Below are 26755 nucleotides of genomic sequence, written 5' to 3'. Positions count from 1 at the left end.
GAGGGCCATGGCCGCGGTGGGGGGCGCCAGCCGTACGGGGGCTCCGTCGAGCAGCACCTCGCCCTCGTCGGGCGAGTGCGCGCCGGAGAGGATCTTGATGAGCGTCGACTTCCCGGCGCCGTTCTGGCCGAGCAGGCAGTGCACCTCGCCGGCTCGCACTTCCAGATCGACGCCGTCCAGGGCGCGCACGCCGGGGAACTGCTTGACGATCCCCCTCATCTGCAGCAGGGGGTGCTCGTCTCCCATGGGGTCTCCCAACGATGGTCAGTTGGCGGAGTAGACGTGATCACTGATCAGTCGGGTGGCGCCGATGACACCCGCGGTCTCTCCGAGTTCGGAAAGCACGATCGGCAGGTTGCCGGTGGCGAGCGGCAGCGACCGGCGGTAGACGACGCTTCTGATCTCCGCGAGCAGCACGTGGCCCAGCTTGGCCACGCCTCCCGCGATGATCACCAGGCCGGGGTTGAAGAAGCTGACCAGGCTGGCCAGGACCTGGCCCACCCGGCGTCCGCCGTCGCGGATCAGCCCGATCGCCCCGGCGTCGCCCTGCGCCGCCGCGGCCCCCACGTCCTCGGCCGTCAGCGTGCCCGCGACCGCGAGCCGTTCGGCCAGGTACGGCGAGCCGCCCGAGCGGGCCACCTCGACCGCTTCCCTGGCCAGCGCCGCCCCGCCGAAATAGGCCTCCAGGCAGCCGGAGTTGCCGCAGGAGCAGACCGGGCCGAGGTCGTCGACCCGGATGTGGCCGATGTCGCCGGCGCTGCCGGACACACCGCGGTAGATCTTGCCGTCCACCACGATGCCGCAGCCGATGCCGGTGCCGATCTTCACGAGCAGGAAGTCGCCGACACTCCGGGCGAGACCGGTGTGCAGCTCTCCCAGCGCCATGATGTTGACGTCGTTGTCCACCATCGTGGGACAGCACAGCGCCTGGCCGATCGTCTCCCGCACGGGGTAACGGTCCCAGCCGGGCATGATCGGCGGTACGACGGGGACGCCCTCGGCGAAGCTCACCGGCCCGGGGACACCGATCCCCGCTCCGGTCAGCTCGTCGTACAGGCCGTCCCTGTGCAGCTTGCCGAGCAGGTCGATCGCCCGGTCGAGCACCGCCGCGGGGCCCTCCCTGATGTCGCAGGGCTCGCTGAGGTGGCCGAGCACCTTCAGCTCCCCGTCGGTCACCGCGACGTCGATCGAGGTGGCGCCGACGTCGATGCCGGCGAAGCGGGTGGCCTGCGACAGCCGTACACGGCCCGAACGCCGGCCGCCGCGCGAGGCGGCGAGCCCGTCCGGCTCGGCCAGACCCAGCTCGACGAGCCGGTCCAGCTCCACGTTGAGCTTCGAGCGCGACAGATCCACCACGTCGCCGAGCTCGGCGCGGGAGCGCCCGCCGTCCCTCAGCAAGCGCAGAAGCGCGGCCTGATGGACGTTCTCCGGCCTGATGGTCGTCCGTTTCACCTACGCCTCCGCGTCCACGTGATTGGCTGGAAACGTACCCCTTTTCCCCACAACAGGGAAGACCTTTTACCGATCTGATGCATTCTTTCGCTGAATCCAACAAAAGTCAGGACGGGGAGCGGAACCGGGTAGGAGAAGAGACGGACGCGAGGAGGGCGGATGCCGGGGTCGCCATTGGGGTTGCCGGAGCGGGTACGCGGCTGCCTGTTCGACATGGACGGCGTGCTCACACGTACGGCGCGGGTCCACGCGGCGGCGTGGAAGGAGATGTTCGACGCCTTCCTGCGCGACCGGGCGCTCGCCACCGGCACGCCGTTCGTCCCCTTCGACGAGACCGGCGACTACGACCGGTACGTCGACGGAAGGAAGCGCCTGGACGGCACGCGGGAGTTCCTCCGCTCCCGGGACATCACCCTGCCGGAGGGCGAGCCGGACGACCCGCCGGGCATGCCCACGCTCAACGGCCTGAGCAACCGCAAGAACGCACTGGTCCAGGCGGTCCTCGACCGGCAGGGCGTCGAGGTCTTCGAAGGCTCGGTGCGTTATCTGCGCGCGGCCGGCGAGGCGGGCCTGCGCCGGGCGGTCGTCTCCTCCAGCGCCAACACCGCCCGCGTGCTGGCCGCCGCCGGGCTCACCGAGATGTTCGACGCGCGGATCGACGGTGTGGTGGCGGCCGAGCGCGGCCTGGCCGGCAAGCCGGCCCCCGACATGTTCCTCGCCGCCGCCGAGGCGCTGGGGATCCCGCCGGCCGCGGCGGCGGTCTTCGAGGACGCGCTGGCGGGGGTCGCCGCCGGCCGCGCGGGCGGCTTCGCCTGGGTGGTGGGCGTGGACCGCGCGAACCAGGCCCAGGCCCTGCGGGACAACGGCGCCGACGCGGTGGTGAGCGACCTCGCCGACCTGCTGGACGAGCAACCGGACCAGCGACCGGACGAGCGATGATCAGGCATCCCGCCTTCACCACCGAGCCGTGGTCGGTCCGCGAGTGCCGCCTGCACACCGACGTGCTCGCCCAGACCGAGTCGGTGTTCGCGCTCTCCAACGGGCACATCGGGCTGCGCGGCAACCTCGACGAGGGCGAGCCGTACGGACTGCCCGGCACCTACCTCAACTCCTTCTACGAACTGCGCCCCCTGCCGTACGCGGAGGCGGGCTACGGCTACCCCGAGTCGGGGCAGACGGTGGTCAACGTCACCAACGGCAAGCTGATCCGGCTGCTCGTGGACGACGAGCCGTTCGACGTGCGGTACGGCACCCTCCACTCGCACGAGCGGCTCCTCGACCTGCGGGCCGGGACGCTCATCCGCACGGTGCGCTGGAGCTCTCCCGCCGGGGCGGAGATCCGGATGCGCTCCACCCGGCTCGTGTCGTACACCCACCGGGCCGTGGCCGCGATCCGCTATGAGGTGGAACCGGTGGACCAGCCGGTCAACGTGGTCGTCCAGTCGGAACTGGTGGCCAACGAGACCGTCCCCACGGCGGCCGCCGACCCCCGCGCAGCCGCCGCCCTGGAGGCGCCACTGGTGCTGGAGGAGAACACGGCCGGCCGCGACGGCGTGTGCGTCATGGTCCACTCCACCCGGGCCAGCCGGCTGCGGGTCGCCGCCGCGATGCGTCACGAGGTCGACGGCCCCGAGGGCACCCGGGTCGACTCCGACGGCGGCGGCAACGTCAGCCGGGTGACGGTCGCCACCCGCCTGAAGCCCGGAGAGCGGCTGCGACTGGACAAGTTCTTCGCCTACGGCTGGTCGGCCAAGCGCTCCCGGCCCGCGATGCACGACCAGGTGGTGGCCGCGCTGGCCGCGGCGCGGCTCACCGGCTGGGACGGCCTGTGCGCCGAGCAGCGCGCCTTCCTCGACGACTACTGGGCGGGCGCGGACGTCGAGGTCGAGGGCGACGCCGAGGTGCAGCAGGCCGTACGCTTCGGGCTGTTCCACCTGCTCCAGGCGGGCGCCCGGCTGGAACGGCGGCCCATTCCCGGCAAGGGGCTGACCGGCTCCGGCTACGACGGGCACGCGTTCTGGGACACCGAGAGCTTCGTGCTGCCGGTCGCCACGTACACCTATCCCAGGGCCGCCCGCGACGCGCTGGAGTGGCGCGCGTCGATCCTCCCGCTCGCCGAGGCGCGGGCGGAGCTGCTCGGGCTGGGCGGGGCGGCGTTCCCCTGGCGCACGATCAACGGCGAGGAGTGCTCGGGATACTGGCCCGCGGGCACCGCGGCCTTCCACGTCAACGCCGACATCGCCGACGCGGTGACGCGGTACGTCGACGCGACCGAGGACACCGCGTTCGAGCGGGACGTCGGCCTGCCGCTGCTGGTCGCGACCGCGCGCCTGTGGTGCGCGCTCGGCCACCACGACGCCGAGGGCCGCTACCGCATCGACGGGGTGACCGGCCCGGACGAGTACAGCGCGGTCTCCGACAACAACCTCTACACGAACCTCATGGCCCGCCGGAACCTGCGCGCCGCCACCGCCGCGACCGTCCGCCATCTCGACCGGGCCGGGCAGCTCGGCGTCACCCTTGAGGAGACCGCGATGTGGCGCGACGCCGCCGCCGCGATGTACCTCCCGTACGACGAGCGGCTGGGGGTCCACGCGCAGAGCGAGGGCTACACCGGGCACGCGGTGTGGGACTTCGAGAACACCCGGCCCGACCAGTATCCGCTGCTGCTCCACTTCCCCTACTTCGACCTCTACCGCAAGCAGGTGATCAAACAGGCCGATCTCGTGCTGGCCATGCATCTGTGCGGCGAGGCGTTCACGCCGGAGCAGAAGGCCCGCAACTTCGCCTACTACGAGGCGCTGACGGTGCGGGACTCCTCGCTGTCGGCCGCCACCCAGGCCGTGCTCGCCGCCGAGGTCGGTCAGCTCGCGCTCGCCTACGCTTATCTCGGGGAGGCGGCGCTCATCGACCTGCGCGACCTGCAGCACAACACCCGCGACGGCGTCCACATGGCATCGCTGGCCGGGGCGTGGATCGCGCTGGTGGCGGGGTTCGGCGGCATGCGCGCGGGCGAGGGGCGGTTGTGCTTCGCCCCCCGCCTGCCCTCGGGGATCACCCGGCTCACCTTCCGGATGCGCTACCGCGGACGCCTGCTGCGGGTCGACGTCACGTCCGAGGGCACGACGTACCGGCTGCTGCACGGCTCGCCGGTCACGCTGGCGCATCACGGTGAGAACCTGACGCTCGGCGCGCGGCCGCAGTCCCGGAGCAACCCGCCGCCGCCCTTCCCCGAACTGGGGATCACGCAGCCGCCCGGCCGTGAGCCGCCGCCCCGGCGCCCGGTGGTTCCCTGAGGCGACATCCCCAGGCGATATCCCCGTTCGGGCAGGCCACGGCGGCCCGGCGGCGTACAGTGAGCGTTGCTCGTGAACGTTCCTCAGTTCCTGTCCCGAACTGGGCGCGGATCGGCGACTCCCCTCTCACCGCGCGGTCACGCCCGAGCGAACCCGCTGGAGGCACGCATGTCCTCGTCCGCTCCCCTGCGCGTGATCCAGTGGGCCACGGGCGCGGTCGGTGGACGCGCCCTGCGCAGCGTGATCACGCGTCCGGAGTTCGAGCTCGCCGGGGTGCTCGTCTACGACCGGGACAAGGTGGGCCGGGACGCCGGTGAACTGGTGGGGCTCGGGCCCGTCGGACTCGCCTGCACCGACGACGCCGAACGGATGCTCGCCACCGAGGCCGACTGCGTGCTGCACATGCCACTGCCCGCGTCCTATTTCGGCGGCGATCCCGGGACCGACGCCGAGACCATCTGCGCACTGCTCGGCTCGGGCAAGAACGTCGTCACCACCACCGGCTTCGTCTATCCCCGCGCGTACGGGCCGGGACTGGTGGACCGCCTGGAGGCGGCCTGCGCCCGGGGCGGGACGTCCCTGCACGGCACGGGCATCAACCCGGGCTTCATGAGCGACCTGCTGCCCCTGGCGCTGACCGGGCTCTCGGACCGGCTCGACCACATCTATGTCCGGGAGTGCTCGGACTACCGGGGGCATCCCTCCCCGCGCATCGCCGCCGACCTGATGGGCTTCGGCCGGGAGCCCGACGACTACAGCACGTCCGTCCGGCCGTTCCGCGCCTTCCAGCGCGCGCTGTTCGGCGAGAGCGTCCAGCTTGTCGCCGCCGCGCTGGACGTACCGCTGGACGAGGTGGAGGAGACCGACGAGTACCTGCTCGCGACCGAGGACTTCGACATCGCGGCGGGCGAGGTGCGCAAGGGCACGATCTGCGCGTCCCGCTGGGTGTTCACCGGACTGGCGCGCAGCCGGCCGTTCATCACGGTCGAGTGCGTCTACAAGGCCGACGGCCGCCGGGTGCCGCAGTGGGGTGACCTCGGTTTCACCATGCACGTCCAGGGACGGCCCGGCATGGCGGTCACGATCGACGACATGACCCAGGGGCTGGCCGGGGCGGCGGCCCACGCGGTCAACTCGATCGCCGCCGTGTGCGCGGCCCCGCCGGGCATCCGCACGCTCCTCGACCTTCCACTCGCCACCGGCCGGGGAGCCGTACGGCTGGCCTGACGTGCCGCACCCGCCTCCGCCGTGCTTCCCCCTTCGCTGGGGCGTGTCCGACCGCGCGCGTGAACGCGTCGCGGCCCGTGCCCGATCACGCGGCGTCTTGCGCGCGTCACGTCCTCAGCCTCCGGGTGATACGGGGGTTGCGGTAGGTGAAGGCCCAGCGGTCGTCGCCGATGTTGCGGCGGGTGTAGCGGGTGGGGTGGCGGTAGCGGTCGCGGTTGTGGAACTGGCACGCCGGCCCGAGCAGGTTGAGGTCGGTCAGCCCTCCGCTGCACCAGTCGTCGGCGTGGTCGATCTGGCACAGGGTGGCGGGCAGGGGGCAGCCGTCGACCCAGCAGGTGGCATACCGGGCGAAGACGGCCCGCCGCTGCGCCGGGGTGGCCAAGCGGACCTTACGGCCCATGTCCAGCACCTGTCCCGCGGCGTCCATGACGATCCTCACCAAAGTGCTGGTGCGAGCCAGCCGGTGCACGCTGGAGACGGGCAGCAGATGCCCGGTCGCCAGGATCAGCCCCGGCAACCCCCGCAACCACACCCCCGGCGGACCATTCACCCCCACCCCCGGCGGTCTGTTCCCCGGCGGCGCATCCGCTCCCGCCCCCGCCCAGGCCTCACCTCCCAGCCAGGGCTCACCCCCCGGCCAGGCGTCGTCGCCGTATTCCGCACCCGGCGGCGCATCGGCTCCCGCCCCAGCCCAGGCGTTACCTCCCGGCCAGGCATCGTCTCCCGCCCAGGGGTTGTCGCCGCCGTGTTCCGCACCCGGCGGAGCGCTGTGCTCCGGTGGAGGATCAGGGGCATGCGCCTGCTGCGGGCGTGCGTGCTGCGACCGCCGCGCTCGGTTTCTGCGGTAACCCTGCTCGATCCCCTCTTCTTGAGCGCCGGGGTCGTCGGCGAGGCCCTGCTGGACGTTATCGCGGTTCAGGTCGCCGCGCTCGTGGCTCTCGGTCGGGTCGAAGTGCGGCCAGGCGGCAGCCGGACCGTTCGTGGGTGAGCTACCGGCGGCTGCGCGGCCGGTGCCATGCTCCTGTGCGTCAGCGCCCGCACCTGCGGCGGCGGAGGAGACGGCAGGGAAGGTGGCGTCTCCTGCGGAGGGCGTAACGACCGAGCTGCCGTCCTCGTCGGCAGAGCGATCACCGCCCGCCGGGGGCACTGTGACTGTGTGTTCGGGGCTGACGGTCGATGGTCGAGTGCCAGGCTTCGCACCCGCTGACTCTTCGCCGGCGGACTCCTCACTGGTGGGCTCGCCGTCGTCGGAGGCAGTGCTGCTCGGGGGGTCGTCGGGGAGGGACTCGGCGTTGACCAGCACCAGAAGCTCGGTGGCGATCTTGTTGTCCAGGAACGCGATCAGCGCGTCGGCGTTCCGCATGCTCAGCGTGCGGTCATCGCCCTCGGCCTTGGGCTTGGCGTAGGCGTCGAACAGGTGCTGCAACCGTGCGGCGGCCTCCACCGGCAGGTAGAACTCCCCCTCCACACCGCCGCTCCTGCGCCGGCGAACCCGGAAGAACCGGCGGTCGAAGTCGGTTTGTTCGTCCTTCTCGTGCCCGTCGGGGTCCAGCACCGCCCGCAGATATCGCCCCGCCTTGGCCACCTCCGCCGCGCCCGCCGATCTCGCCAGCTCCAGCAAGATCCCCTCAGCCGTCTTCGCCTGGTCCTCGGTCAGCCCGGCGGTGGCCGTGCAGATCGCCTCCACGATCCCCTCGGCCAGGCTGCCCTCCGCGAACAGGCGGCGCACGTCCTGCAGGCGGACCAGCTCCATGCTCATCGTCAACAGGCGACTGGCACCGGGAATGGTCATCCCCCCAGCAGACCGCAACCACAACTTGGTGGACGCATGCCCATGACTCTTCGCCTCCCCCGCCCGATGCACCCGCCCGACCCGGGCCGCCAACGCCGAAGTGATCCGATCGCGAGCCGACAACAACTCCTCGGCCTCAGCCAGACACACCTCCGCCGCCTCGGGCACTGGCACCAGCGCCACCGCCCGCGCCGCCTCAGCAACCGCAGCCACCGCCACCCACGACGACGACCCTGCGCCAGAAGCACCACCACAAGCACCGCAGGAAGCACCGCAGGAAGCACCGCAGGAAGCACCATCAGACGCACCACCAGGCGCCCTACCGGCGTCCCGATCACCGCGATCCCGGCCGGCATCGTGGTCCCGACCCGTATCGCTCTGGTCGGCACCGGCATCCCGATTCCGGCCGACATGCCGATGGCCCGCATTGTTCCGGCCCGCATCGCCTCGGCCAGCTCGAGTAGCACCATCGAACGCACCCTCGGGAATCTCACCGGGAGTGCCGCTGTCGGCGCCTCTGGCGCTGTCAGTAGAGACGCCACTCGCGGTCTCATCACCGGCGTAGTCAGCACCGGGCGCATGGCCGCGACGAGTATCGGGTGGGCGGGCAGAGCTGGGCGATTCCGCCGGTTCGTCGAACCGGCTCGCGTGCTTCCGCGCCCGGGGCTCAACGATCGGCACGTATTCACGGGCAAGCGCGCCCTCGGACGACCAAAGGGGCGAGCGAGAGATGAGCCGCTCCCACCAGTCGCCATCGCCGTCATCGTTCGAACGATGAGAGTGAGCAGGGTCAGAGTCGAACAGATCCATCACACCTCCCCATCAATTCGAAAGCCTGTATTAATTCTCCTACGGTGACGCACTGTGAACACCCCAGCGCGGCGATTAGTTGGGGCTGCAGGTTAACTTCGCATCTACGGATATGACCCGGACTTTTATGCTTTCCCAGGTCCAGCTTCTCTTCCCGGACATGAGGCGTGACGTCAGCCGAGAGGTGGGTTTTCGCAGCTGGGGCGGGCCGCGCACCCTGATCAACGGCCTGTTCACCGGTCCTCGTCGCTTTCAGTGGCCGGCGCACCTGTGCGGTGTAGTGCCGAGTGCGAGGCGATGCGGCACGGCACGGCACGGCATGGCATGGCATGGCATGGCATGGAACAGGACGCGACACGCCGCATCAGGCGCGGTGCGGGGGGCGGGGCGGTGGCGCGCGCTATCCGGTGACGGAGCAGCGCCGCAGGCTACGGGCCGCAGTGCCGCAGCGCGGCGGTGAAGCGCGCGGCCCGGTAAAGCGCGGCGGTGAAGCGCGCGGCCCGGTAAAGGGTGGCGAAGCGGGCGGCCCGGTAAAGGGCGGTGAAGCGCGGGGCGGGGCGGTGTCGGGGGCGGCTCAGAAGGGCGTTTCCGTACGGCTCAGCCGGCGGGGTACCAGCGGTCGGGTTCGCCGGGCACTCGGGTGACCTGGCCGCGATGTTCCAGCCAGACCAGGTGGGCGAGGGTCTCGCCGTTGGCCGTCCTGCGCATGTGCGTGGGGATCGTCTCCCACGGGCGCGACCAGCTCAGCCGGGTGGCGATGTCCCAGCAGGCCGGGCCGTCGCCGTCCGCGACGACCCGCCGTATCTCCGCGAGCCGCTCCTCGTGGTGCGCGATGACGTGGTCCACCCGGGCGTCCAGTTCCAGGAAACGGTACTCGTGGGCGGGCAGCACCTCCTCCACGTCGAGCTTGCCCACCGCGCGCAGCGCGTCGAGATAGTCGGCCAGCGGGTTGGGCGGCGACTGCGGGTGCACCGCGACCATCGGCGTGATCCTCGCCAGCACGTGATCGCCGGAGAACAGCAGCCTGCGCTCCGGCTCGGCGAAGCACAGGTGGCCGGGCGAGTGGCCGGGGGTCCACACCGCCCGGAGGTCCCAGCCGGGCAGATCGAGCCGGTCGCCGTCCTCGATGAGCCGGTCGGGCGCCGCCATCGTCACGAACTGGCGCAACATGACCGACGCGCCCGCCAGTTCCTGCGCCGTCAGGTCCGGCACGCCGCAGCGGAGCAGCAGCGCGCGCTCCTGCTCGACGAGATCGTCGATCGCCGCGTCGTCGTAGCGGCCTCGGATGAGGCGGGCGTCGGCCGGATGCAGCCCGATCCAGGCGCCCGAGACCTCCCGTACGCGCCCGGCCAGGCCGTAGTGGTCGGGGTGGATGTGCGTGACCAGCACGGCCTTCACGTCCGTGATCTCGTATCCGGCCGTCCCGAGCCCCGCCACGAGCGCGTCGTACGCCTCGCCGGTGTTCCATCCGGCGTCGATGATGACCACTCCATCGGGGACTTCGAGCGCGTAGACCAGGACGTAGCGCAAGGGGTTGATCGGGATCGGGACGGGGATCGACCACAGCCCCGGACGCACCCGCTCGACCTCCGGCAGCCCGCCGCCACGCCACGCCGCGCGTTGCGCCTCGTTCGCCGCCGTCACGCTCTCCTTGCTCACCGGTCCACGCCCCTCTCGCAGCTCCGCTGCCCGATTGTGCCGCGCTGAACCGAATGTCGTTCTACCGGGTCCCCGGGAGCCGCGCGTCGAGACACACCACGTTCACCCGCGCCCGCCTCCCGCCCGGCCGCGGCGCGGGTGGGCGGCGAACCGCTCCAGCCGACGCCGGCGTCGGCACGCGCGGGTCCCGTACGCGGAAGACCTCCTGCTCCACGCCGGGGGACGCCGGCAACCCGCGTGCTCCGCGAAGATCCCCTTCGCGGAAATGAAAGTTTCAGCGACGCGCTTCCCCGACCGCCGGTCACGCGGGCAGGACCGCGGCCGTCGTTGACTCCCCTGGAAATCCGGCGGAAACATCAGTGCCGCTCCCCTTTGGGAGCGCTCCCACACCACCACTCCCACACCCGACTCTCCACCATCACCCCTCGCGGACACCCCGAGGACCACCCCGAGGACCACTGTGCTCAGAAGAATCGGCATTCTCGCCGTGGCGGCACTGGCCGCGGCCAGCCTGACCGGCGCGCCTCCCGTCACGGCGGACGAGGGCCCGGAACAGATCCCCAACGGCACGTTCGACACCACCGCCGACCCGTGGTGGCACACCTCGAACCTGGACTTCGAGCTGTCCGGCGGCCGGCTCTGCACGAACGTCCCCGGCGGGACGGTCAACCCCTGGGACGCGATCATCGGCGTCAACGACATCCCGCTGGTGAAGGACGAGTCCTACGCGTTCAGCTTCTTCGCCACCGCCGACCCGGCGAAGGTCGCCAGGGCGTTCGTCCAGCTGCCGACCGATCCCTACACCCAGTACGTGGCGGCGGCCCCCGAGGTCAGCGTCTCGGGCAACACCTACAGCTACACGTTCACCTCGCCGGTCGACCTGCCCAACGCCCAGGTCGTCTTCCAGATCGGCGGCAGCGCGACGCCGTGGCGCTTCTGCGTCGACAACGTCTCGCTCAAGGGCGGCGCGCCGCCGGACGTCTACAAGCCCGACACCGGTCCGCGGGTGCGGGTGAACCAGGTGGCCTACCTGCCCAAGGGCCCCAAGAACGCCACCGTGGTCACCGACGCCACCAGTGCGCTGCCCTGGCAGCTCAAGAACTCCGCCGGGACCGTGGTCGCGCACGGCTCGACGACCCCGCGCGGCGTGGACGCCAGCTCGAACCAGAACGTCCACTCGATCGACTTCACCTCGTACGTCAAGGCGGGCACGGGCTACACGCTCACCGCCGACGGTGAGACCAGCCGGCCGTTCGACATCAAGCCGGACGCGTACGCCGACCTCAAGCTCGACGCGCTGAAGTTCTACTACACCCAGCGCAGCGGCATCGCGATCGACGACGCGCTGCGGCCCGGGTACGGCCGTCCCGCCGGTCACGTGGACGTGGCTCCCAACCAGGGCGACAAGAACGTCCCCTGCCAGCCGGGCGTCTGCGACTACCGCCTCGACGTGTCCGGCGGCTGGTACGACGCGGGCGACCACGGCAAGTACGTGGTCAACGGCGGCATCTCGGTCGCCCAGATCATGAGCGAGTTCGAGCGGACCAAGAACGCCCCGACCGCCAAGCCCATCGGCAGCCTGAACATCCCCGAGAGCGGCGACGCCGTTCCCGACGTGCTCGACGAGGCCCGCTGGGAGCAGGAGTTCCTGCTGAAGATGCAGCGGTCCGACGGCATGGTCCACCACAAGATCCACGACGAGAACTGGACCGGCCTGCCGCTGCTGCCGCACCTGGACCCGCAGAAGCGCGAGCTGCACCCGGTCAGCACGGCCGCGACGCTGAACCTCGCCGCGACCGCCGCCCAGGCCGCCCGGATCTTCGCGCCGTACGACGCCGCGTTCGCCGCGAAGAACCTCGCGGCGGCGAAGAAGGCGTGGACGGCGGCCAAGGCGAACCCGAACCTGCTCGCCTCCTCCTCCGACGGCGTCGGCGGCGGCACCTACGACGACGCCAAGGTCAGCGACGAGTTCTACTGGGCGGCGGCCGAGCTCTACATCACCACCGGTGAGAACGAGTACAAGGACTTCGTCCTCGCCTCGCCGCTGCACACCGCCGACATCTGGAACACGGGCGCCATGGACTGGGGCAACGTCGCGGCGCTCGGCCGCCTCGACCTGGCGACCGTGCCCAACGCCCTGCCCGGCCGCAGCGAGGTGCGCGCCTCGGTCGTGGCCGGCGCGGACAAGTACCTCGCCACGCTGAAGGCCCACCCGTACGGCCTGCCGTACGACGCGGCGTCCTACGACTGGGGATCGAACAGCATCGTCCTCAACAACATGGTGGTCATGGCCACGGCCTATGACATCACCGGCGACCTGAAGTATCGCGACGGCGTGCTGCAGGGCGTCGACTACATCCTCGGCCGCAACGCGCTCAACCAGTCGTACGTGACCGGTTACGGCGAGGTGGCGTCGAAGAACCAGCACAGCAGGTGGTACGCCCACTCGCTGGACACCTCGCTGCCGAACCCGCCGCGCGGCACGCTCGCGGGCGGCCCCAACTCCAGCATCCAGGACCCGGTGGCCCAGGCGAAGCTGAGGGGCTGCGTGGCGCAGTTCTGCTACATCGACGACATCGGCTCGTGGGCGACCAACGAGCTGACGATCAACTGGAACTCGCCGATGTCGTGGATCTCGGCGTTCATCGCCGACCAGGGCGACGGCACGGTCAAGGCCCCCGGCACGTGCAAGGTCACCTACACCACGCACGGGTCCTGGCCGACCGGTTTCACCACCCAGATCACGCTCGTGAACACCGGTACGAAGGCCATCGACGGCTGGAAGCTCCGGTGGTCCTTCCTGGGCGGGCAGAAGGTCGACCACGGCTGGAGCGCCGACTTCTCGCAGGATGCGGCCACCGTGACCGCCTCCAACCAGGCGTGGAACAAGACCCTCTACCCGGGCCAGACGGTCGTCCTCGGCTTCAACGGCCAGTCGCCGGCGCCGGGGGCCAACCCCACGCCTGACCTGTTCACCCTGAACGGCGCCGCCTGCTCCTCCTGAGCAGTCCGATCAGGCTGATCAGCCTGATCGGCCTGATCAGCACGGCGCTGTGACCCACGACCCCGGCCGCCGCCTCAGCAGAGGCGGCGGCCGGTTCCATTCCGGCGAGGCCGGCGGACCCGGGCACTACGCTGTGGGGCGTGATCGACGACATCTGGGTGGACGACGCCGTCACGGCGCTGCGTCCGGACTTCGCCGTCCTGGTCGTGTGCGCGTACGGCCTGCGTAACGGCCCCTCCGACGACCGTTCGCGGCAGTGGCTGGCCGACGCGGCGGCCGGCGCCGTGCCGCCGGACGACGAGAGGATCGAGGCGTGGCGCTCGGCGTACCGCGCCTTCGGGGCCAAGCCCCAGCGGACCCGCCCGTCGGTGGACGCGCTCGTCCGCCGCCTGCCGCTGCCCGAGATCAACTTGGTGGTCGACGCCTACAACGCCGTGTCCGTACGGCACGGCCTGCCGATCGGCGGCGAGGACCTGCGCCGCTACCGGGGCACCGCCCGGCTGGTCCGCGCGGCGGGCGACGAGCCGTCGGAGGAGGCGCTGGGCGAGCCCGCGATCGGCGAGGTGGTGTGGCGCGACGACGAGGGCGTCACCTGCCGGAGGTGGAACTGGCGGCAGTGCGTCAGGACGAGGATCACCGAGGAGACGGCCGACGCGCTGTTCCTCCTGGAACGGCTCGAACCGCTCTCCATCCCGGCACTGCATGCGGCCGGTGAGGACCTCGCGGGTATGCTGTCCGCTATAGCTCCCGATATCCGGATCGAGTCGCGGCTCCTCGGGTGAGCCAGTCGTGATGACCAGAGGGTGAGGGACACCTCACCACCCAGACGGACTATCCGCGCGTGACCTGTTTGATCGATCCTGGGAGGATGGGCCGGGACCGGTGACCCGCGCGGGCGCACCTCGGTGTGTGAGGCGAGTAGCCTTGGACAGGTTCACCAAACATCAACGCCGATCTGCGGAAGAGGGCGATTTCCGCCGTGTCGTCTGAGTCGTCGCGGACAAACCCGCTGGCAAGCTTCGGGCAAAATGAGTGGCTTGTCGACGAGTTGTACCAGAAGTATCTTGAAGATCCCGAGTCTGTGGACCAGGCCTGGTGGCACTTCTTCGCTGACTACAACGGGACGGGCAAGCCCGCTCCACCGAAGCCCGCCGGCGCCGCGAACGGCACGGCCACGACGGCCGCCCCCGAGGCTCCCGCCCCGGTGAGCCCGGCCCCGCAGACGACGCAGCCCGCTCCTCAGGCCACGGCGCCCGCGCCGGCCAAGCAGCCCGCCGCCCAGCCGGTGAAGCAGCCGGTGAAGCAGCCCGCCAAGCAGGCCTCCACCCCGGTCCCGGCCGGCGCGGCGGAGGAGAAGCTGCGCGGCGCCGCGGCGCGCACCGCCGCCAACATGGAGGCCTCGCTGGCGGTCCCGACCGCCACCAGCGTCCGCGCGGTGCCCGCCAAGCTGCTGATCGACAACCGCATCGTCATCAACAACCACCTGTCCCGCGGGCGCGGCGGCAAGATCTCCTTCACCCACCTCATCGGCTACGCGATCGTCCGGGCGCTGGAGTCCATGCCCGAGATGAACCACTCGTACGCCGAGGTGGACGGCAAGCCGGTTCTGGTCAAGCCGGAGCACGTCGGGCTCGGCCTCGCCATCGACGTGCAGAAGAGCGACGGCACCCGCCAGCTCCTGGTGCCCTCGATCAAGCGGGCCGAGACGCTCGACTTCCGCCAGTTCTGGACGGCGTACGAGGAGATCGTGCGCAAGGCCCGCGCGGGCAAGCTGGGCGTGGAGGACTTCCAGGCCACCACGATCTCCCTGACGAACCCCGGCACGATCGGCACGGTCCACTCGGTGCCGCGTCTCATGCCCGGCCAGGGCACGATCATCGGCGTCGGCGCGATGGAGTACCCGGCGGAGTACCAGGGCGCCTCCGCGGAGACGCTGTCCCGCCTGGCCATCAGCAAGGTGATGACGATCACCTCGACCTACGACCACCGGATCATCCAGGGCGCCCAGTCGGGTGACTTCCTGCGCCGGATCCACCAGCTCCTGCTCGGCTCCGACGGCTTCTACGACGAGATCTTCGAGTCGCTGCGCATCCCGTACGAGCCGGTCCGCTGGGTCCAGGACATCTCGGCCACCCACGACGACGACGTGGCCAAGTCCGCGCGCGTGCTGGAGCTGATCCACGCCTACCGGGTCCGCGGCCACCTCATGGCCGACACCGACCCGCTGGAGTACCGCCAGCGCAAGCACCCCGACCTCGACATCCAGTCGCACGGCCTGACGCTGTGGGACCTGGAGCGCGAGTTCCCGACCGGCGGCTTCGGCGGGAAGCCCCTGATGAAGCTGCGCGACATCCTCGGCGTGCTGCGCGACTCGTACTGCCGCACGGTCGGCATCGAGTACATGCACATCCAGAACCCCGAGGAGCGAGCCTGGATCCAGGCGCGCGTGGAGCGGCCGCACGCCAAGCCCGACCGCGAGGAGCAGCTGCACATCCTGCGCAGGCTCAACACCGCCGAGGCGTTCGAGACGTTCCTGCAGACCAAGTACGTCGGCCAGAAGCGGTTCTCGCTGGAGGGCGGCGAGTCGCTGATCCCGCTGCTCGACTCGGTGATCTGCTCCGCCGCGGGCGAGCGTCTCGACGAGGTCGTCATCGGCATGGCCCACCGCGGCCGGCTCAACGTGCTGGCCAACATCGTGGGCAAGTCGTACGCCCAGGTGTTCGGCGAGTTCGAGGGCAACATCGACCCGCGCAGCGCGCACGGCTCGGGCGACGTGAAGTACCACCTCGGCGCGAGCGGCGACTTCACCGACCCCGACGGCAACAAGATCAGCACGTCGGTGGTGGCGAACCCCTCGCACCTGGAGGCCGTCGACCCCGTCCTGGAGGGCGTGGTCCGGGCCAAGCAGGACCTGCTGGAGCGCGGCGAGGAGGGCTTCACCGTCCTGCCCGTGCTCGTCCACGGCGACGCGGCGTTCGCCGGGCAGGGCGTGGTCGCCGAGACCCTGCACCTGTCCCAGCTGCGCGGCTACCGCACCGGCGGCACCGTGCACATCGTGGTCAACAACCAGGTCGGCTTCACCACCTCCCCCGCGTCCTCGCGGTCGAGCGTGTACGCGACCGACGTCGCCCGGATGATCCAGGCGCCGATCTTCCACGTGAACGGCGACGACCCCGAGGCCGTCGTCCGCGTCGGGCGGCTCGCCTACGAGTACCGCCAGGCGTTCCGCAAGGACGTGGTCATCGACCTGATCTGCTACCGCCGGCGCGGCCACAACGAGACCGACAACCCGGCCTTCACCCAGCCGCTGATGTACGACCTGATCGACGCCAAGCGCTCGACCCGCAAGCTGTACACCGAGGCGCTGATCGGCCGCGGCGACATCACGGTCGAGGAGGCCGAGCAGGCCCTGCGCGACTACCAGGAGCAGCTGGAACGGGCCTTCACCGAGACCCGGGAGGCGACCAGGCACCCGCTCGAACCGGGCTCGGTCGTGGTACCCGAGCCGGACGAGGTGTTCCAGTGGTCGCACGAGGACACCAAGACGGCGATCTCGGAGGAGGTCGTCAAGCGGGTCGTCGACACGCAGCTCAACCTGCCCGAAGGCTTCACCGTCCACCCGCGTCTCGCCCCGGTCATCCAGCGCCGCGGCGCGATGATCGCCGAGGACTCGATCGACTGGGCGACCGGTGAGATGCTCGCGTTCGGCTCGCTGCTCATCGACGACCACCCGGTGCGCCTCGTCGGGCAGGACTCCCGCCGCGGCACCTTCGGCCAGCGCCACGCCGTGCTGGTCGACCGGACCACCGGCGAGGAGCACACGCCGCTCAAGACGTTCAACCACGGCACGACGAAGTTCTACGTGTACGACTCGCTGCTCAGCGAGTTCGCCGCGATGGGCTTCGAGTACGGCTACAGCGTGGTCCGCCCGGACACCCTGGTCCTCTGGGAGGCGCAGTTCGGCGACTTCGCCAACGGCGCCCAGTCGATCATCGACGAGTTCATCTCGTCGGGTGAGCAGAAGTGGGGCCAGCGCTCCTCCGTCGTGCTGCTGCTGCCGCACGGCTACGAGGGCCAGGGGCCGGACCACTCCTCCGGCCGGATCGAGCGCTACCTGCAGCTGTGCGCGCAGGACAACATGACGGTGGCGCAGCCGAGCACCCCGGCGAGCTACTTCCACCTGCTGCGCTGGCAGGTGCTGTCGGAACGGCGCAAGCCGCTGGTCGTGTTCACGCCCAAGTCGCTGCTGCGGCTCAAGGCGGCGGCCTCGGCCACGTCGGAGTTCACCTCCGGCGCCTTCCGCCCGGTCATCGGCGACGCGACGGTGGACCCGGCGGCGGTCCGGAAGATCGTGGTCTGCTCCGGCAGGATCTACTACGACCTGCTCGCCCGGCGCGAGAAGGACGGCAGGAAGGACGTGGCGCTCGTCCGGCTCGAACGCATCTACCCCTTCCCGGAGAACCCGCTCAAGGCCGAGCTGTCCCGCTACGGCGCCGACGCGGAGCTGCTCTGGGCGCAGGACGAGCCGGTCAACATGGGCCCGTGGCCCTACCTGGCGCTCAAGCTGACCGAACGGCCCGACCTGCTCGGCGGCCGCGCCCTCCGCAGGGTCTCGCGTACGCCGAACTCGTCGCCGGCCGTCGGCTCCCACTCCAAGCACGACGCGGAGCTGCGCGGCATGCTCGACGAGATCTTCGACTGACCGGCGTTCCCGCAGGATTGAGGAGGTCCCCCGCGACATGTGGGGGACCTCTCCTCATGATCAGGTAATTCACTGGAGCGAGGCATGTACTTCACCGACAAGGGGATCGAGGAGCTCGTCGAGCGGCGCGGCGAGGAGGAGGTCGGCATCGGCTGGCTCGCCGAGCGGCTGCGCGAGTTCGTGGATCTCAATCCCGAGTTCGAGGTGCCCGTGGAGCGGCTGGCCACCTGGCTCGCCCGCTTGGACGACGACGAGGACTGAGACCACCCGACCGAACGCGATACATCTTGACTTTCCACAGACGCGATATATCGTGTTTGTGGACGGCAGGACTTCGCATGGAAGGGCTCGGCGATGCCCCAATGGACGATCGACTCCCCCGGGCAGCTCACGTTCGGCAAGGTGACCGCGCTGAACGTGCGGATCGTGGCCGGCCGGCTGGCCGTGCTGGCCAGTGACGGCCCGCCCACCCTGGAGGTGACGGAGGTGGAGGGGGCGCCGCTGCTGGTGACCCACGACGAGGCCGACGGCCGCCTGACGGTCACGTACAAGGACCTGACGTGGGACGGCATCCTCGGGTGGTTACGCCCGGGCTCGCGCCGCACCACGCTGACGCTCACCGTGCCGAGCACCTGTCCCGTGCAGGCCGGTGTCGTCTCGGCCTCCGCCCTGGTCACCGGCATGGAGGGGACCACCGGGGTGAAGAGCGTCTCGGGGGAGATCGTCCTCGACGGCGTCAGCGGCGAGGTGCAGGCCGAGACCGTCTCGGGCTCGGTGGAGAGCCGGGGCATGGCCGGCGACCTGTCGTTCGGCAGCGTCTCCGGTGAGCTGACCGTCGCCGGAGGCAGGCCGCGGCGGCTGCGCGCGAACACGGTGTCCGGCCGGATCACCGCCGACCTGGAGCTCACGCCCACCGGTCACGTCACGATGCACAGCGTGTCCGGCGCCGTCGTCGTACGGCTCCCGCGCTCCGTGGACGCCGACGTGACCGTCCGCTCGACCTCCGGCAGGGTCGAGTCGGCGTTCCCCGGGCTGGAGCCCACCACGGTGCCCGGCGTCCGTACGCTCGGCGGCCGGCTGGGCGGCGGCATGGCCTCGCTCTCCGCGACCACCATGTCGGGCGACGTCACCCTGCTGAGCGGTCCCCCCACCGGCGGGCGGGAAGAGGAGGAGAAGGCATGAGTCCGGTTTTCGGGCATGGGCGGCTGCGGCTGTACCTGCTGAAGCTGCTGGAGGAGAGTCCTCGGCACGGATACGAGGTCATCCGGCTGCTGCAGGACCGGTTCCTCGGCGTCTACTCCCCCTCCCCCGGCACCATCTATCCCCGGCTGGCCCGTCTGGAGGACGAGGGCCTGGTCACCCATGAGGTCGTGGACGGCAAGAAGGTCTTCACGCTGACCGACAAGGGACGGGCCGAGCTGACCGACCGGATGGACGAGCTGGCCGAGCTGGAGCAGGAGATCACCGCCTCGGTCCAGGACATCGCCCGGGAGGTGAAGGAGGACGTGCGGCAGACCGTACGGTCCCTGCGCGACGAGCTCACCCAGATGGCCCGGGACATCGGCGACGACGGCCGGGACGTGGGCCGGACCCAGAAGGAGGAGTGGCAGCGGCACCGCGACCAGGCCAGGGAGGAGTGGCGCAGGCAGAAGGAGGAGTGGCGCCGCCACAAGCACGAGTGGCAGGAGGAGCGCGACCGCTGGCAGCAGGAGTGGCGCCGCATCTGGGAGGAGTCGTGGGGGTTCGGCGGGAGCCGGCGCGAGGGCGCCCCCACCGGTCCCGACCCCGCTCTCAGCCGGATGCTGGCCGACTTCGTCACCGACGTCCACCGCTCTCTCGCCGAGTCTCCCGGGGATCCCTCCGGGACGGGCGCGCCGAGTGAGGAGGCGCTGGCGGAGTGCCGGGCCGCACTCGACGAGGCCGCGGAACGGATCCGCCGCGCCATGCGCTCCTGACCGCGCTCACCACCGCGCTCACCGGGCTCAGGATGGCCGTCAGAGGGTGAAGACCACCTTGCCGAAGACGTCGCCCCGGTGCACGGCCGCGAAGCCCTCCTCCGCCTCGGTGAGCGGCATCACCCGGTCGATCACCGGCCGTACGCCCGTCTGCTCGAGGAAGACCGCGAGCCGCGCGAGCTGCTCGCGCGTCCCCATCGTCGAGCCGATGATCGACTTCTGCAGGAAGTAGACCTGCGCGAGTTGTGTCGGGGCGACCATGCCGCTCGTCGCGCCGCAGGTGACGATGCGGCCACCGGGGCGCAGGGAGCTGAGCGAGTGCTTCCAGGTGGCCTCGCCGACCGTCTCCATGACGGCGTCCACCCGCTCGGGCAGGCGGGCGTTCGTCTCGAAGACCTGGTCGGCGCCGAGGCCGAGGGCCCGCTCCCGCTTGTGCTCCGACCGGCTCGTCGCCCAGACGCGGTATCCGGCGGCCCGGCCGAGCGCGATCAGCGCGGTCGCCACGCCGCCGCCCGCGCCCTGGACGAGAATGGTCGAGCCCGGCTCCAGCCCGGCCTTGTCGAACAGCATGCGGTAGGCCGTCAGCCAGGCCGTGGGCAGGCAGGCGGCCTCCTCGAAGGAGAGCGCGGCGGGCTTTCGCACCAGGTTGCGCCGGGGCACCGCGACCTTCTCGGCGAACGTGCCGTCGTACCTCTCCGACAGCAGCGAGCGGGCCGGGTCGAGGGTCTCGTCGCCGTCCACCGGCGTACCGATCACGGCGTGGACGACGACCTCCTCGCCGTCCTCGTCCACTCCCGCGGCGTCGCAGCCGAGCACGACCGGCAACCGGTCCTGGCTGATCCCCACGCCCTTCAGGGTCCACAGGTCGTGGTGGTTGAGCGAGGCGGCCCGGACCGTGACGGTGGTCCAGCCCTCCGGTACGGCGGGCTCGGGGCGCTCACCCAGCGTCAGGCCCTTCAGCGGGTCGTCCGGATCGGTCTGTGTGGCGGTGACGGCGAACATGCCAGCACACTACCGCGCACGCCAGGTCTGTCCGTTTTGAGCTGTCCAATTTGATGCGTGGGGTTATTACCGGGACCAGAGCGCCGGAAATCAATCAAGACCCGTCAAGAATGGCGGTGAACCCATCGTCCGGTAAGGCGACATACCCCAGCACACCCCTGCTGAACTGGGAAGACATGAGCCATAACCAGCCGCTATCGATAACGGATAGGGCAATCTGCCGATTGTTCTGGTTATAAGCACCACAGCCGGGGAGATCCGGTCGTTAATCTTCGGAGCGTTTTCCTGCTGAATGGGACGCACCCTCATCGTCCCAGGGAAAGGAGCTTCATGATCCCCCGAGCACGACGCCTGACCATCCCCCTCGCCGGCGCGCTCGTCGCGGCCGGTGTGGTCGGCGTGGTCGGCGTCACCCAACCGGCGGCCTCGGCGCAGACCGGTCCCGGTGACGTGACCGTCAAGGCGGCGCCCCAGACGCCCGCCCAGGCGGTCTCCTTCTGGTCCCCGCAACGGATGCGGGCGGCCAAGGACTACAGCGAGGAACTCGGCAACTCCGTCAAGGGCTTCGGCAAGGTCAGCACGACCACCCCGGACGGCAAGCCGGGAACGGTCCCGCCGATCGGCGCGGAGAAGACCAAGGCGGGGGTGTCCCGGCAGGTCAATCTGCCGAACACGGTCGGCCGGGTGTTCTTCACGCTGCCCGGCCAGAACCCGCTCGACCCCCGGAGCTGGAAGTACTGCTCCGGCACGTCCGTGCAGAGCAGGTTCCGCAACGTGGTCGCCACCTCGGCGCACTGCGTGTACGACCCGGTGTCGAACCAGTTCTACGACAACTGGATCTTCATCCCCTCCTACTGGGACGGCAACCAGGTGTGGGAGGGCAAGGCGCCGTACGGCATCTATCCCGCCAAGTGGTTCCAGGCGCACGACGACTTCGTGGTCAAGGAGGACTACGACTACGACTACGCGTTCGTGAACGTGTCGTCGGGCTTCCGGCTCACGCCGAAGAAGGTCGGCTCCACCACGCAGTACACGACCACCCCGGCCGGCCGCCTGGGCGACAACGTGGGCGGCCAGGGCTTCACCTGGAACCGCAGCACGAAGGTCAGGGTGTTCTCGTTCGGCTACCCGGCGGGCCCGCACCCGGACGGCGACCGGCCGTTCACCGGGCGGACGATGAAGTGGTGCTACGGCCGGACGACTCCCATGCCGGCCGCGCCGAAGTACAACCTCCAGGAGCACATCGGGTTCAAATGCGGCATGACCGCCGGCGCGAGCGGCGGCCCGTGGCTGCTCGACTACAGGAGCAGGACCCGGAAGGGCTACCTGAACGGCATCAACAGCGTTGCCTGGGACAGCGACGGCAACGACCGGTACGACCGGATCTCCTCGCCGTACTTCAACAGCGAGACCTACGACGTCTACGCGGCGGCCGCCAACCGGTGGACGCAGTGACGCGGGCGGCCTGACCGCACGGCCATTCGGTCAGGCGCGCACGTCCAGGTGGACGAGGGCCCGGCGGGCGACCGCCGGGCCCTTCGCATGTCTCCGTGCATGCCGCTCCGAAGGCGGCTTACGGCCCGCCTACGCCTGATGCGGTGGAATGGCGGAAGCGTCAGGCGTCCGCATCAGAAGTCGGCCAGCGCACCGGTGACCGACCGCATCTCGCAGTCGTTGCCGAAGGTGTGCCGGAGCTGGAAGTACTTCCCGTCCCAGATACCGCTGGCGGTGACCGTCACAGGTGAGTAGAGCATCGTGCAGGGCCCCGTGCCGGGCCGCTTCAGCACCGCCGGATCGAGGACCGCTCTTCTCAGCCGCGCGCACGCCTCGGCCGGGTGGGGATGCGAACCGCCCACCGGGGAGCAGTTCAGGAAGGCCGAGCGGGCCGGCGGATCCGCCTGCCCGCCGTTCTCCACGGTCAGGATCGCCACGCGTACGCGGGCGGCCGGGGACGGGGGAGCCTGTCGCCCGATCTCGAGTGACGGCGGCGCGGGCAGGCCCCTCACCCCTCTGTGGTCGGACGCCGACGCGTGGCCGGACGGGCCGGCGGCCAGGGCCGCACCGGCGAGCAGGACAAGCAGCGTTCTCATTCGATCCCCCCGTTTTCGCTGGTGCCAGCGTTCTCGTGGGGGTGCCTCCGAGCAAGCGCACACTCCGCGCCACAAGGAAATCTGACGTACCACAGACCGCTTCGGTTCCGCTGGTTTCATAACGAGCTGGGCAAGAAGGTGTGCCTGAACCGTGTGGATCTGGAAAAATCACCCCTTACTATCCATATCTCCCATCTGAGAGGTCCACGGTGACCAGGAAGCTCGCACTCGCCGGTGGCGCCGCCGCCGCCGCGGGCCTGGCCGCCGTGCTCTGGAGCCAGGGACCGGCCACACCCGCGACGGCCTCGCCCCCCATCGCCGCCGCCCCGGTCTCCGTCGTGAGCGGTCTCAGCAGGAGCGGGGTCAGCAGCTTCGCCCTCGCACCGGCCCAGGCGGACAAGGAGCGGGTGGCGGCGTACTGGAGTCCCGAGCGGCTCAAGCAGGCGAGCAGTTACGTGCCGAGCACGAAGCCGTCGCCGTCGGCGAAGAGCACCACCTCGGCGCTGGAGATGGTCCCCGGCGAGGTGAGCCGGGGCGCGGCTCCGCTTCGGCGGACGTCCGCCTCCCCCCTCGGCGACGCCCCGCCGATGGTGGGCAAGGTCTTCTTCAAGGTGGGCGACAAGCAGTACTGGTGCTCCGCCTCCGCGGTCCACTCGGCCCACCGCAACCTCGTCGCCACCGCCGGGCACTGCGCGTACGCGCTGGCCCAGGACAAGCCGGTGGAGAACTGGATCTTCATCCCGTCCTACCACGACGGGGTGGCCCCCAAGGGGATCTTCGTCGGCCACACGCTCTACATGCACGAGGACTTCGCGGGCCAGGGCGACTTCGACCGCGACTACGCCTTCGTGACCGTGCACCGGGGCTTCACCTGGCAGCCGTACACGGAGCAGGGCAGGTTCAAGTATCGGGCGGTTGACGTGGGACGCCTGGAGGACAAGGCCGGCGCCTTCCTGTTCACCTCCGCCAAGCCGCTCGCCCGGCGCGTCAGCGCCTTCGGCTACCCCGCGGGGGCGCACCCCGACGGCACCCGCCCGTACGACGGCCAGACCGTGCGGACCTGCTCCGGCACGACGGAGAAGAAGACCGTCAGCGCGCCGACCTGGCAACTGGAGCACGGGGTGCGCCTGCCCGGCTGCGCCTTCACCGCCGGCGCGAGCGGCGGCCCCTGGGTCGTCGGCTACAACTCCGCCAAGCGGACCGGCTACCTGACCGGGGTCACCAGCCTGACCTGGAACCTCAGCGGTGGCGGGCGTCTCGACGCCGCCTCCACGCCGTACTTCAACACGCTCACCCGGCGGGTGTACACGCAGGCGTGCCGGCAGGGCACCGGCTGAGCCTGGCTCATGTTCTCGATGTGATTTAGCTCACACCGCGACCTCCCTGGTAGTCGCGCTGCGTACCGATCTTTACACGGACCGCTCTCGACCGGACCTGCGCCGATGCCGATTCGTGATCCGCTTCCTGACAAGGGCTGTCGAAGATAACCGTCAAGTAACGGGCGGGACTACCCGGAAAGCACGTAAAACGGGGGCAAAGAGCGCAGGTACTGTCTTTACTAGCCCTTTACACACGGGTGGGACGCCTGAGGCGTACCACACGACAGCACCTGGAGATTCATGAACACCCGAGTCAGGCGCCTGATCCTCCCCATCGGAGGCATCGCCGCCGCCGGCCTCGTCGGGGCCACCCTGGCAGTGCCGGCTCAGGCCGCCCGTGACACGGCCTCGGACACCCTGGCCGCGAGCGGGATCGCCGCGAAGAACATCGTCGCCTTCTGGCTCAGCGAGAAGGCCGCCAACCTGGTCAACGCCACCCCGTACGACCACGAGACCCTGGTCCCGGCGAAGCACATCTCCAAGGGCGGGCCGTCCGCGGACAGCAAGCCGGGCACCGTCGCCCCCACCGGCGGCGGTACCAAGGCCAGCGGCTCTTCCAAGAACGTGAACCTGCCGCGCACCACCGGCAAGGTCTTCTTCGTCGGCGCCGACCACCGGCCGCACTGGTGCACCGCCACCTCGCTGCAGTCGAAGTACCACAACGTGGTCGCCACCGCCGGCCACTGCGTGTACGACACCGAGTCGAACAAGGCCACCATGAAGTACTGGGTCTTCGTGCCCGGTTACTACCAGGGCAAGGCCCCGTGGGGCATCTACGTCGGCAAGACGGCCTACACCCACTACGACTTCGACGTCTACGAGGACGGCGACCGCGACTACGCGTTCGTGACCGTCTACAACGGCATCAAGGCCGGCCGTGGCGGCGACCTGCGCAACGTCGCCGAGTGGAGCTGGAAGCAGGTCAGCAAGAAGGAGTACGACAGGTACGACCGCTTCATCCGCAAGGCCAAGGGCGGCAAGTACTACGTGGTCAAGTTCACCGACGCCGGTCGCCTCGGCGACAACGTCGGCGGCCAGGGCTTCGCCTACAACCAGAAGGTCGGCAAGTACGTCTACGTGTTCGGCTACCCGAGCGGCTCGCACCCGGACGGCAACCACGCCTTCTCCGGCAACACCCTCAAGTGGTCGTACGGCAAGACCTTCGCCGCCAAGGCCCCGGCCGTGAAGGCCGAGGAACTGGTGGGCGTGAAGTCCTCCTTCACCGGTGAGGGCTCCTCGGGCTCGGCGTGGCTGCTCAACTACCAGAGCAGCCGCCGCCTGGGCTACCTGAACGGCGTCACCAGCGGTGTCTCCGACACCGACGGCAACGACCGGATCGACACCAGCGTCTCCCCGTACTTCGACGGCGAGACCTACGGCGTCTACAAGGCCGCCGCCAACGTCTGGTCCGGCTCCATCGCCTGATCCGCCTGATCGCCGCACGCGGCGACACCCCCCACGGAAGGCCCGGCTGTCCCCAGCCGGGCCTTCCGGCGTACCGACGGAAATTCTGTGCGGGAGGTGTAAACCCAGCAATGGGGAAAGGCGACGCTGCCCGATGCGAATGACCAGGTCAAACCGCGTCGACACGATCCGTTCCATCTATTCGATGTGATTTGCATCACATCGGGAACCTGGCCTCGTGGTCACTTCTCTCCACAGCGTTCGGTCAGAAAACTCCCAGGGAACTCCCAGACTGCGGAAATGATCCGGGGGACGGGTCGACAGAAAGGTTTGCGCACCGTCAGTCAGGTAACGCGAAGATCTCGGCGTCCTGCGGGGGTCCGAACCCCAGCTTGTTCGCCTGTTTCGGTCCAAATCGGGGCTGTATGGTCTGGCCATCCCTCTTCTGACGGATGGGACGCAAGAGGCGTCTCACGACAGACCAAGGAGTTCCCCATGAAGCGCACTCTGGCTTTCGGTGGCCTCGTCGCCACCGCCGGCCTCCTGGCCGCGGGCCTCGCCGCCCCGGCTCAGGCCACCCCGCAGGACGTCGCCAGCGACGCACTCGCCACCAACGGCATCGCCGCCTACGCGGTCGCCTCGTACTGGCACGCCAACAACAAGGCGAACCTGATCGGCGCCACGCCGTACACCGTCGAGACCAAGGTCGCCGCCAAGCACCTCTCCAAGGGTGGCCCGTCGGCCGACAGCAAGCCCGGCGTGGTTCCGGCGATCGGCGACGAGAAGAAGACCGCCGCCAAGTCGAAGAACGTGAACCTGCCCAAGACCACGGGCAAGGTGTTCTTCCGCGGCGCCGACGGCAAGCCGCACTGGTGCACCGCCACCTCCGTGCAGTCGGCCTACCACAACATGGTCGCGACCGCCGGACACTGTGTCTACGACACCGAGTCCAACGCCACCACCATGGACAACTGGGTCTTCAT

18 protein-coding genes and 1 pseudogene are annotated in these 26755 nt (G+C 70.1%); 13 read left to right on the top strand and 6 right to left on the bottom strand.

The genetic code is table 11. From position 1 onward, the window contains the following. Positions 1-246: ATP-binding cassette domain-containing protein (locus tag Mam01_RS35065; protein ID WP_204289534.1), on the bottom strand; the 246-nt coding region annotated here is incomplete at its 3' end. Positions 247-264: 18 nt separating this feature from the next. Next, a complete protein-coding gene (locus tag Mam01_RS35060) occupies positions 265-1452 on the bottom strand; it encodes an ROK family transcriptional regulator (RefSeq protein ID WP_204289533.1) in 1188 nt (395 codons plus the stop codon). Between the two features lie 159 nt (positions 1453-1611). Between Mam01_RS35060 and Mam01_RS35055 the strand changes: the two genes are divergently transcribed. The 3 genes from Mam01_RS35055 (at position 1612) to Mam01_RS35045 (ending at position 5975) form a co-directional block, all read left to right on the top strand. Further along, positions 1612-2391: a beta-phosphoglucomutase family hydrolase gene (locus Mam01_RS35055; RefSeq protein WP_204289532.1), complete on the top strand. Its 780-nt coding sequence runs from the start codon at positions 1612-1614 to the stop codon at positions 2389-2391. Next, positions 2388-4748, top strand: a complete 2361-nt coding sequence (locus Mam01_RS35050) for a glycoside hydrolase family 65 protein (RefSeq protein WP_204289531.1) — start codon at positions 2388-2390, stop codon at positions 4746-4748. Before Mam01_RS35055 ends, Mam01_RS35050 begins: the two co-directional genes overlap by 4 nt. A gap of 168 nt (positions 4749-4916) precedes the next feature. Next, positions 4917-5975, top strand: coding sequence for an NAD(P)H-dependent amine dehydrogenase family protein (locus Mam01_RS35045; RefSeq protein WP_204289530.1), 1059 nt, complete (start codon positions 4917-4919; stop codon positions 5973-5975). Positions 5976-6081: 106 nt separating this feature from the next. Here Mam01_RS35045 and Mam01_RS35040 read toward each other — a convergent pair whose 3' ends face one another. Both Mam01_RS35040 and Mam01_RS35035 read right to left on the bottom strand, forming a co-directional pair. After that, positions 6082-8577: an HNH endonuclease signature motif containing protein gene (locus Mam01_RS35040; protein ID WP_239101852.1), complete on the bottom strand. Its 2496-nt coding sequence runs from the start codon at positions 8575-8577 to the stop codon at positions 6082-6084. A gap of 597 nt (positions 8578-9174) precedes the next feature. Continuing rightward, a complete protein-coding gene (locus Mam01_RS35035) occupies positions 9175-10236 on the bottom strand; it encodes an MBL fold metallo-hydrolase (RefSeq protein WP_204289528.1) in 1062 nt (353 codons plus the stop codon). A gap of 460 nt (positions 10237-10696) precedes the next feature. Here Mam01_RS35035 and Mam01_RS35030 point away from each other — a divergent pair, with 460 nt between their 5' ends. The 6 genes from Mam01_RS35030 (at position 10697) to Mam01_RS35005 (ending at position 19897) form a co-directional block, all read left to right on the top strand. Then, the gene (locus tag Mam01_RS35030; protein ID WP_204289527.1) at positions 10697-13240 is read left to right on the top strand and encodes a glycoside hydrolase family 9 protein; all 2544 of its coding nucleotides are present in this window, start codon (positions 10697-10699) and stop codon (positions 13238-13240) included. Between the two features lie 140 nt (positions 13241-13380). Further along, complete coding sequence (locus tag Mam01_RS35025) at positions 13381-14022, top strand: B3/B4 domain-containing protein (protein WP_204289526.1); 642 nt, start codon at positions 13381-13383, stop codon at positions 14020-14022. Positions 14023-14219: 197 nt separating this feature from the next. Further along, positions 14220-17942: a multifunctional oxoglutarate decarboxylase/oxoglutarate dehydrogenase thiamine pyrophosphate-binding subunit/dihydrolipoyllysine-residue succinyltransferase subunit gene (locus tag Mam01_RS35020; RefSeq protein ID WP_204289525.1), complete on the top strand. Its 3723-nt coding sequence runs from the start codon at positions 14220-14222 to the stop codon at positions 17940-17942. 84 nt (positions 17943-18026) lie between these two features. Continuing rightward, complete coding sequence (locus Mam01_RS35015) at positions 18027-18203, top strand: DUF6104 family protein (protein WP_191910467.1); 177 nt, start codon at positions 18027-18029, stop codon at positions 18201-18203. A 93-nt stretch (positions 18204-18296) separates the two neighbouring features. Further along, on the top strand, positions 18297-19124 hold the full coding sequence (locus tag Mam01_RS35010) for a DUF4097 family beta strand repeat-containing protein (RefSeq protein ID WP_150940041.1): 828 nt from the start codon (positions 18297-18299) through the stop codon (positions 19122-19124). Next, entirely contained in the window at positions 19121-19897 is a 777-nt protein-coding gene (locus tag Mam01_RS35005) for a PadR family transcriptional regulator (RefSeq protein WP_204289524.1), read from the top strand. The genes Mam01_RS35010 and Mam01_RS35005 overlap by 4 nt, the downstream gene beginning before the upstream one ends. A 39-nt stretch (positions 19898-19936) precedes the next feature. On the opposite strand, the gene Mam01_RS35000 is transcribed toward Mam01_RS35005, so the two are convergent. Further along, positions 19937-20899: a zinc-binding dehydrogenase gene (locus Mam01_RS35000; protein ID WP_204289523.1), complete on the bottom strand. Its 963-nt coding sequence runs from the start codon at positions 20897-20899 to the stop codon at positions 19937-19939. A gap of 330 nt (positions 20900-21229) precedes the next feature. Between Mam01_RS35000 and Mam01_RS34995 the strand changes: the two genes are divergently transcribed. After that, complete coding sequence (locus Mam01_RS34995) at positions 21230-22354, top strand: trypsin-like serine peptidase (RefSeq protein WP_204289522.1); 1125 nt, start codon at positions 21230-21232, stop codon at positions 22352-22354. A gap of 173 nt (positions 22355-22527) precedes the next feature. Here the strand turns inward: Mam01_RS34995 and Mam01_RS34990 are convergent, their stop codons facing one another. Next, positions 22528-22989 carry an SSI family serine proteinase inhibitor gene (locus Mam01_RS34990; protein ID WP_204289521.1) on the bottom strand — a complete coding sequence of 154 codons (462 nt, stop codon included), beginning with the start codon at positions 22987-22989 and terminating at the stop codon, positions 22528-22530. Positions 22990-23198: 209 nt separating this feature from the next. On the opposite strand from Mam01_RS34990, the gene Mam01_RS34985 reads away from it, so the two are divergent. From Mam01_RS34985 to Mam01_RS34975, 3 genes and pseudogenes are all read left to right on the top strand, one after another. Next, the gene (locus Mam01_RS34985; RefSeq protein ID WP_204289520.1) at positions 23199-24326 is read left to right on the top strand and encodes a trypsin-like serine peptidase; all 1128 of its coding nucleotides are present in this window, start codon (positions 23199-23201) and stop codon (positions 24324-24326) included. A 282-nt stretch (positions 24327-24608) separates the two neighbouring features. Then, a complete protein-coding gene (locus tag Mam01_RS34980; protein ID WP_204289519.1) occupies positions 24609-25793 on the top strand; it encodes a trypsin-like serine peptidase in 1185 nt (394 codons plus the stop codon). Between the two features lie 474 nt (positions 25794-26267). Then, positions 26268-26755: pseudogene (locus tag Mam01_RS34975) on the top strand (trypsin-like serine peptidase); the annotation flags it as partial.

This window comes from Microbispora amethystogenes (genome assembly GCF_016863015.1).
Taxonomy (GTDB): domain Bacteria; phylum Actinomycetota; class Actinomycetes; order Streptosporangiales; family Streptosporangiaceae; genus Microbispora; species Microbispora amethystogenes.
Note: the sequence above shows the minus strand (reverse complement) of the source record. Positions and strands in the feature narration are given on the sequence as shown.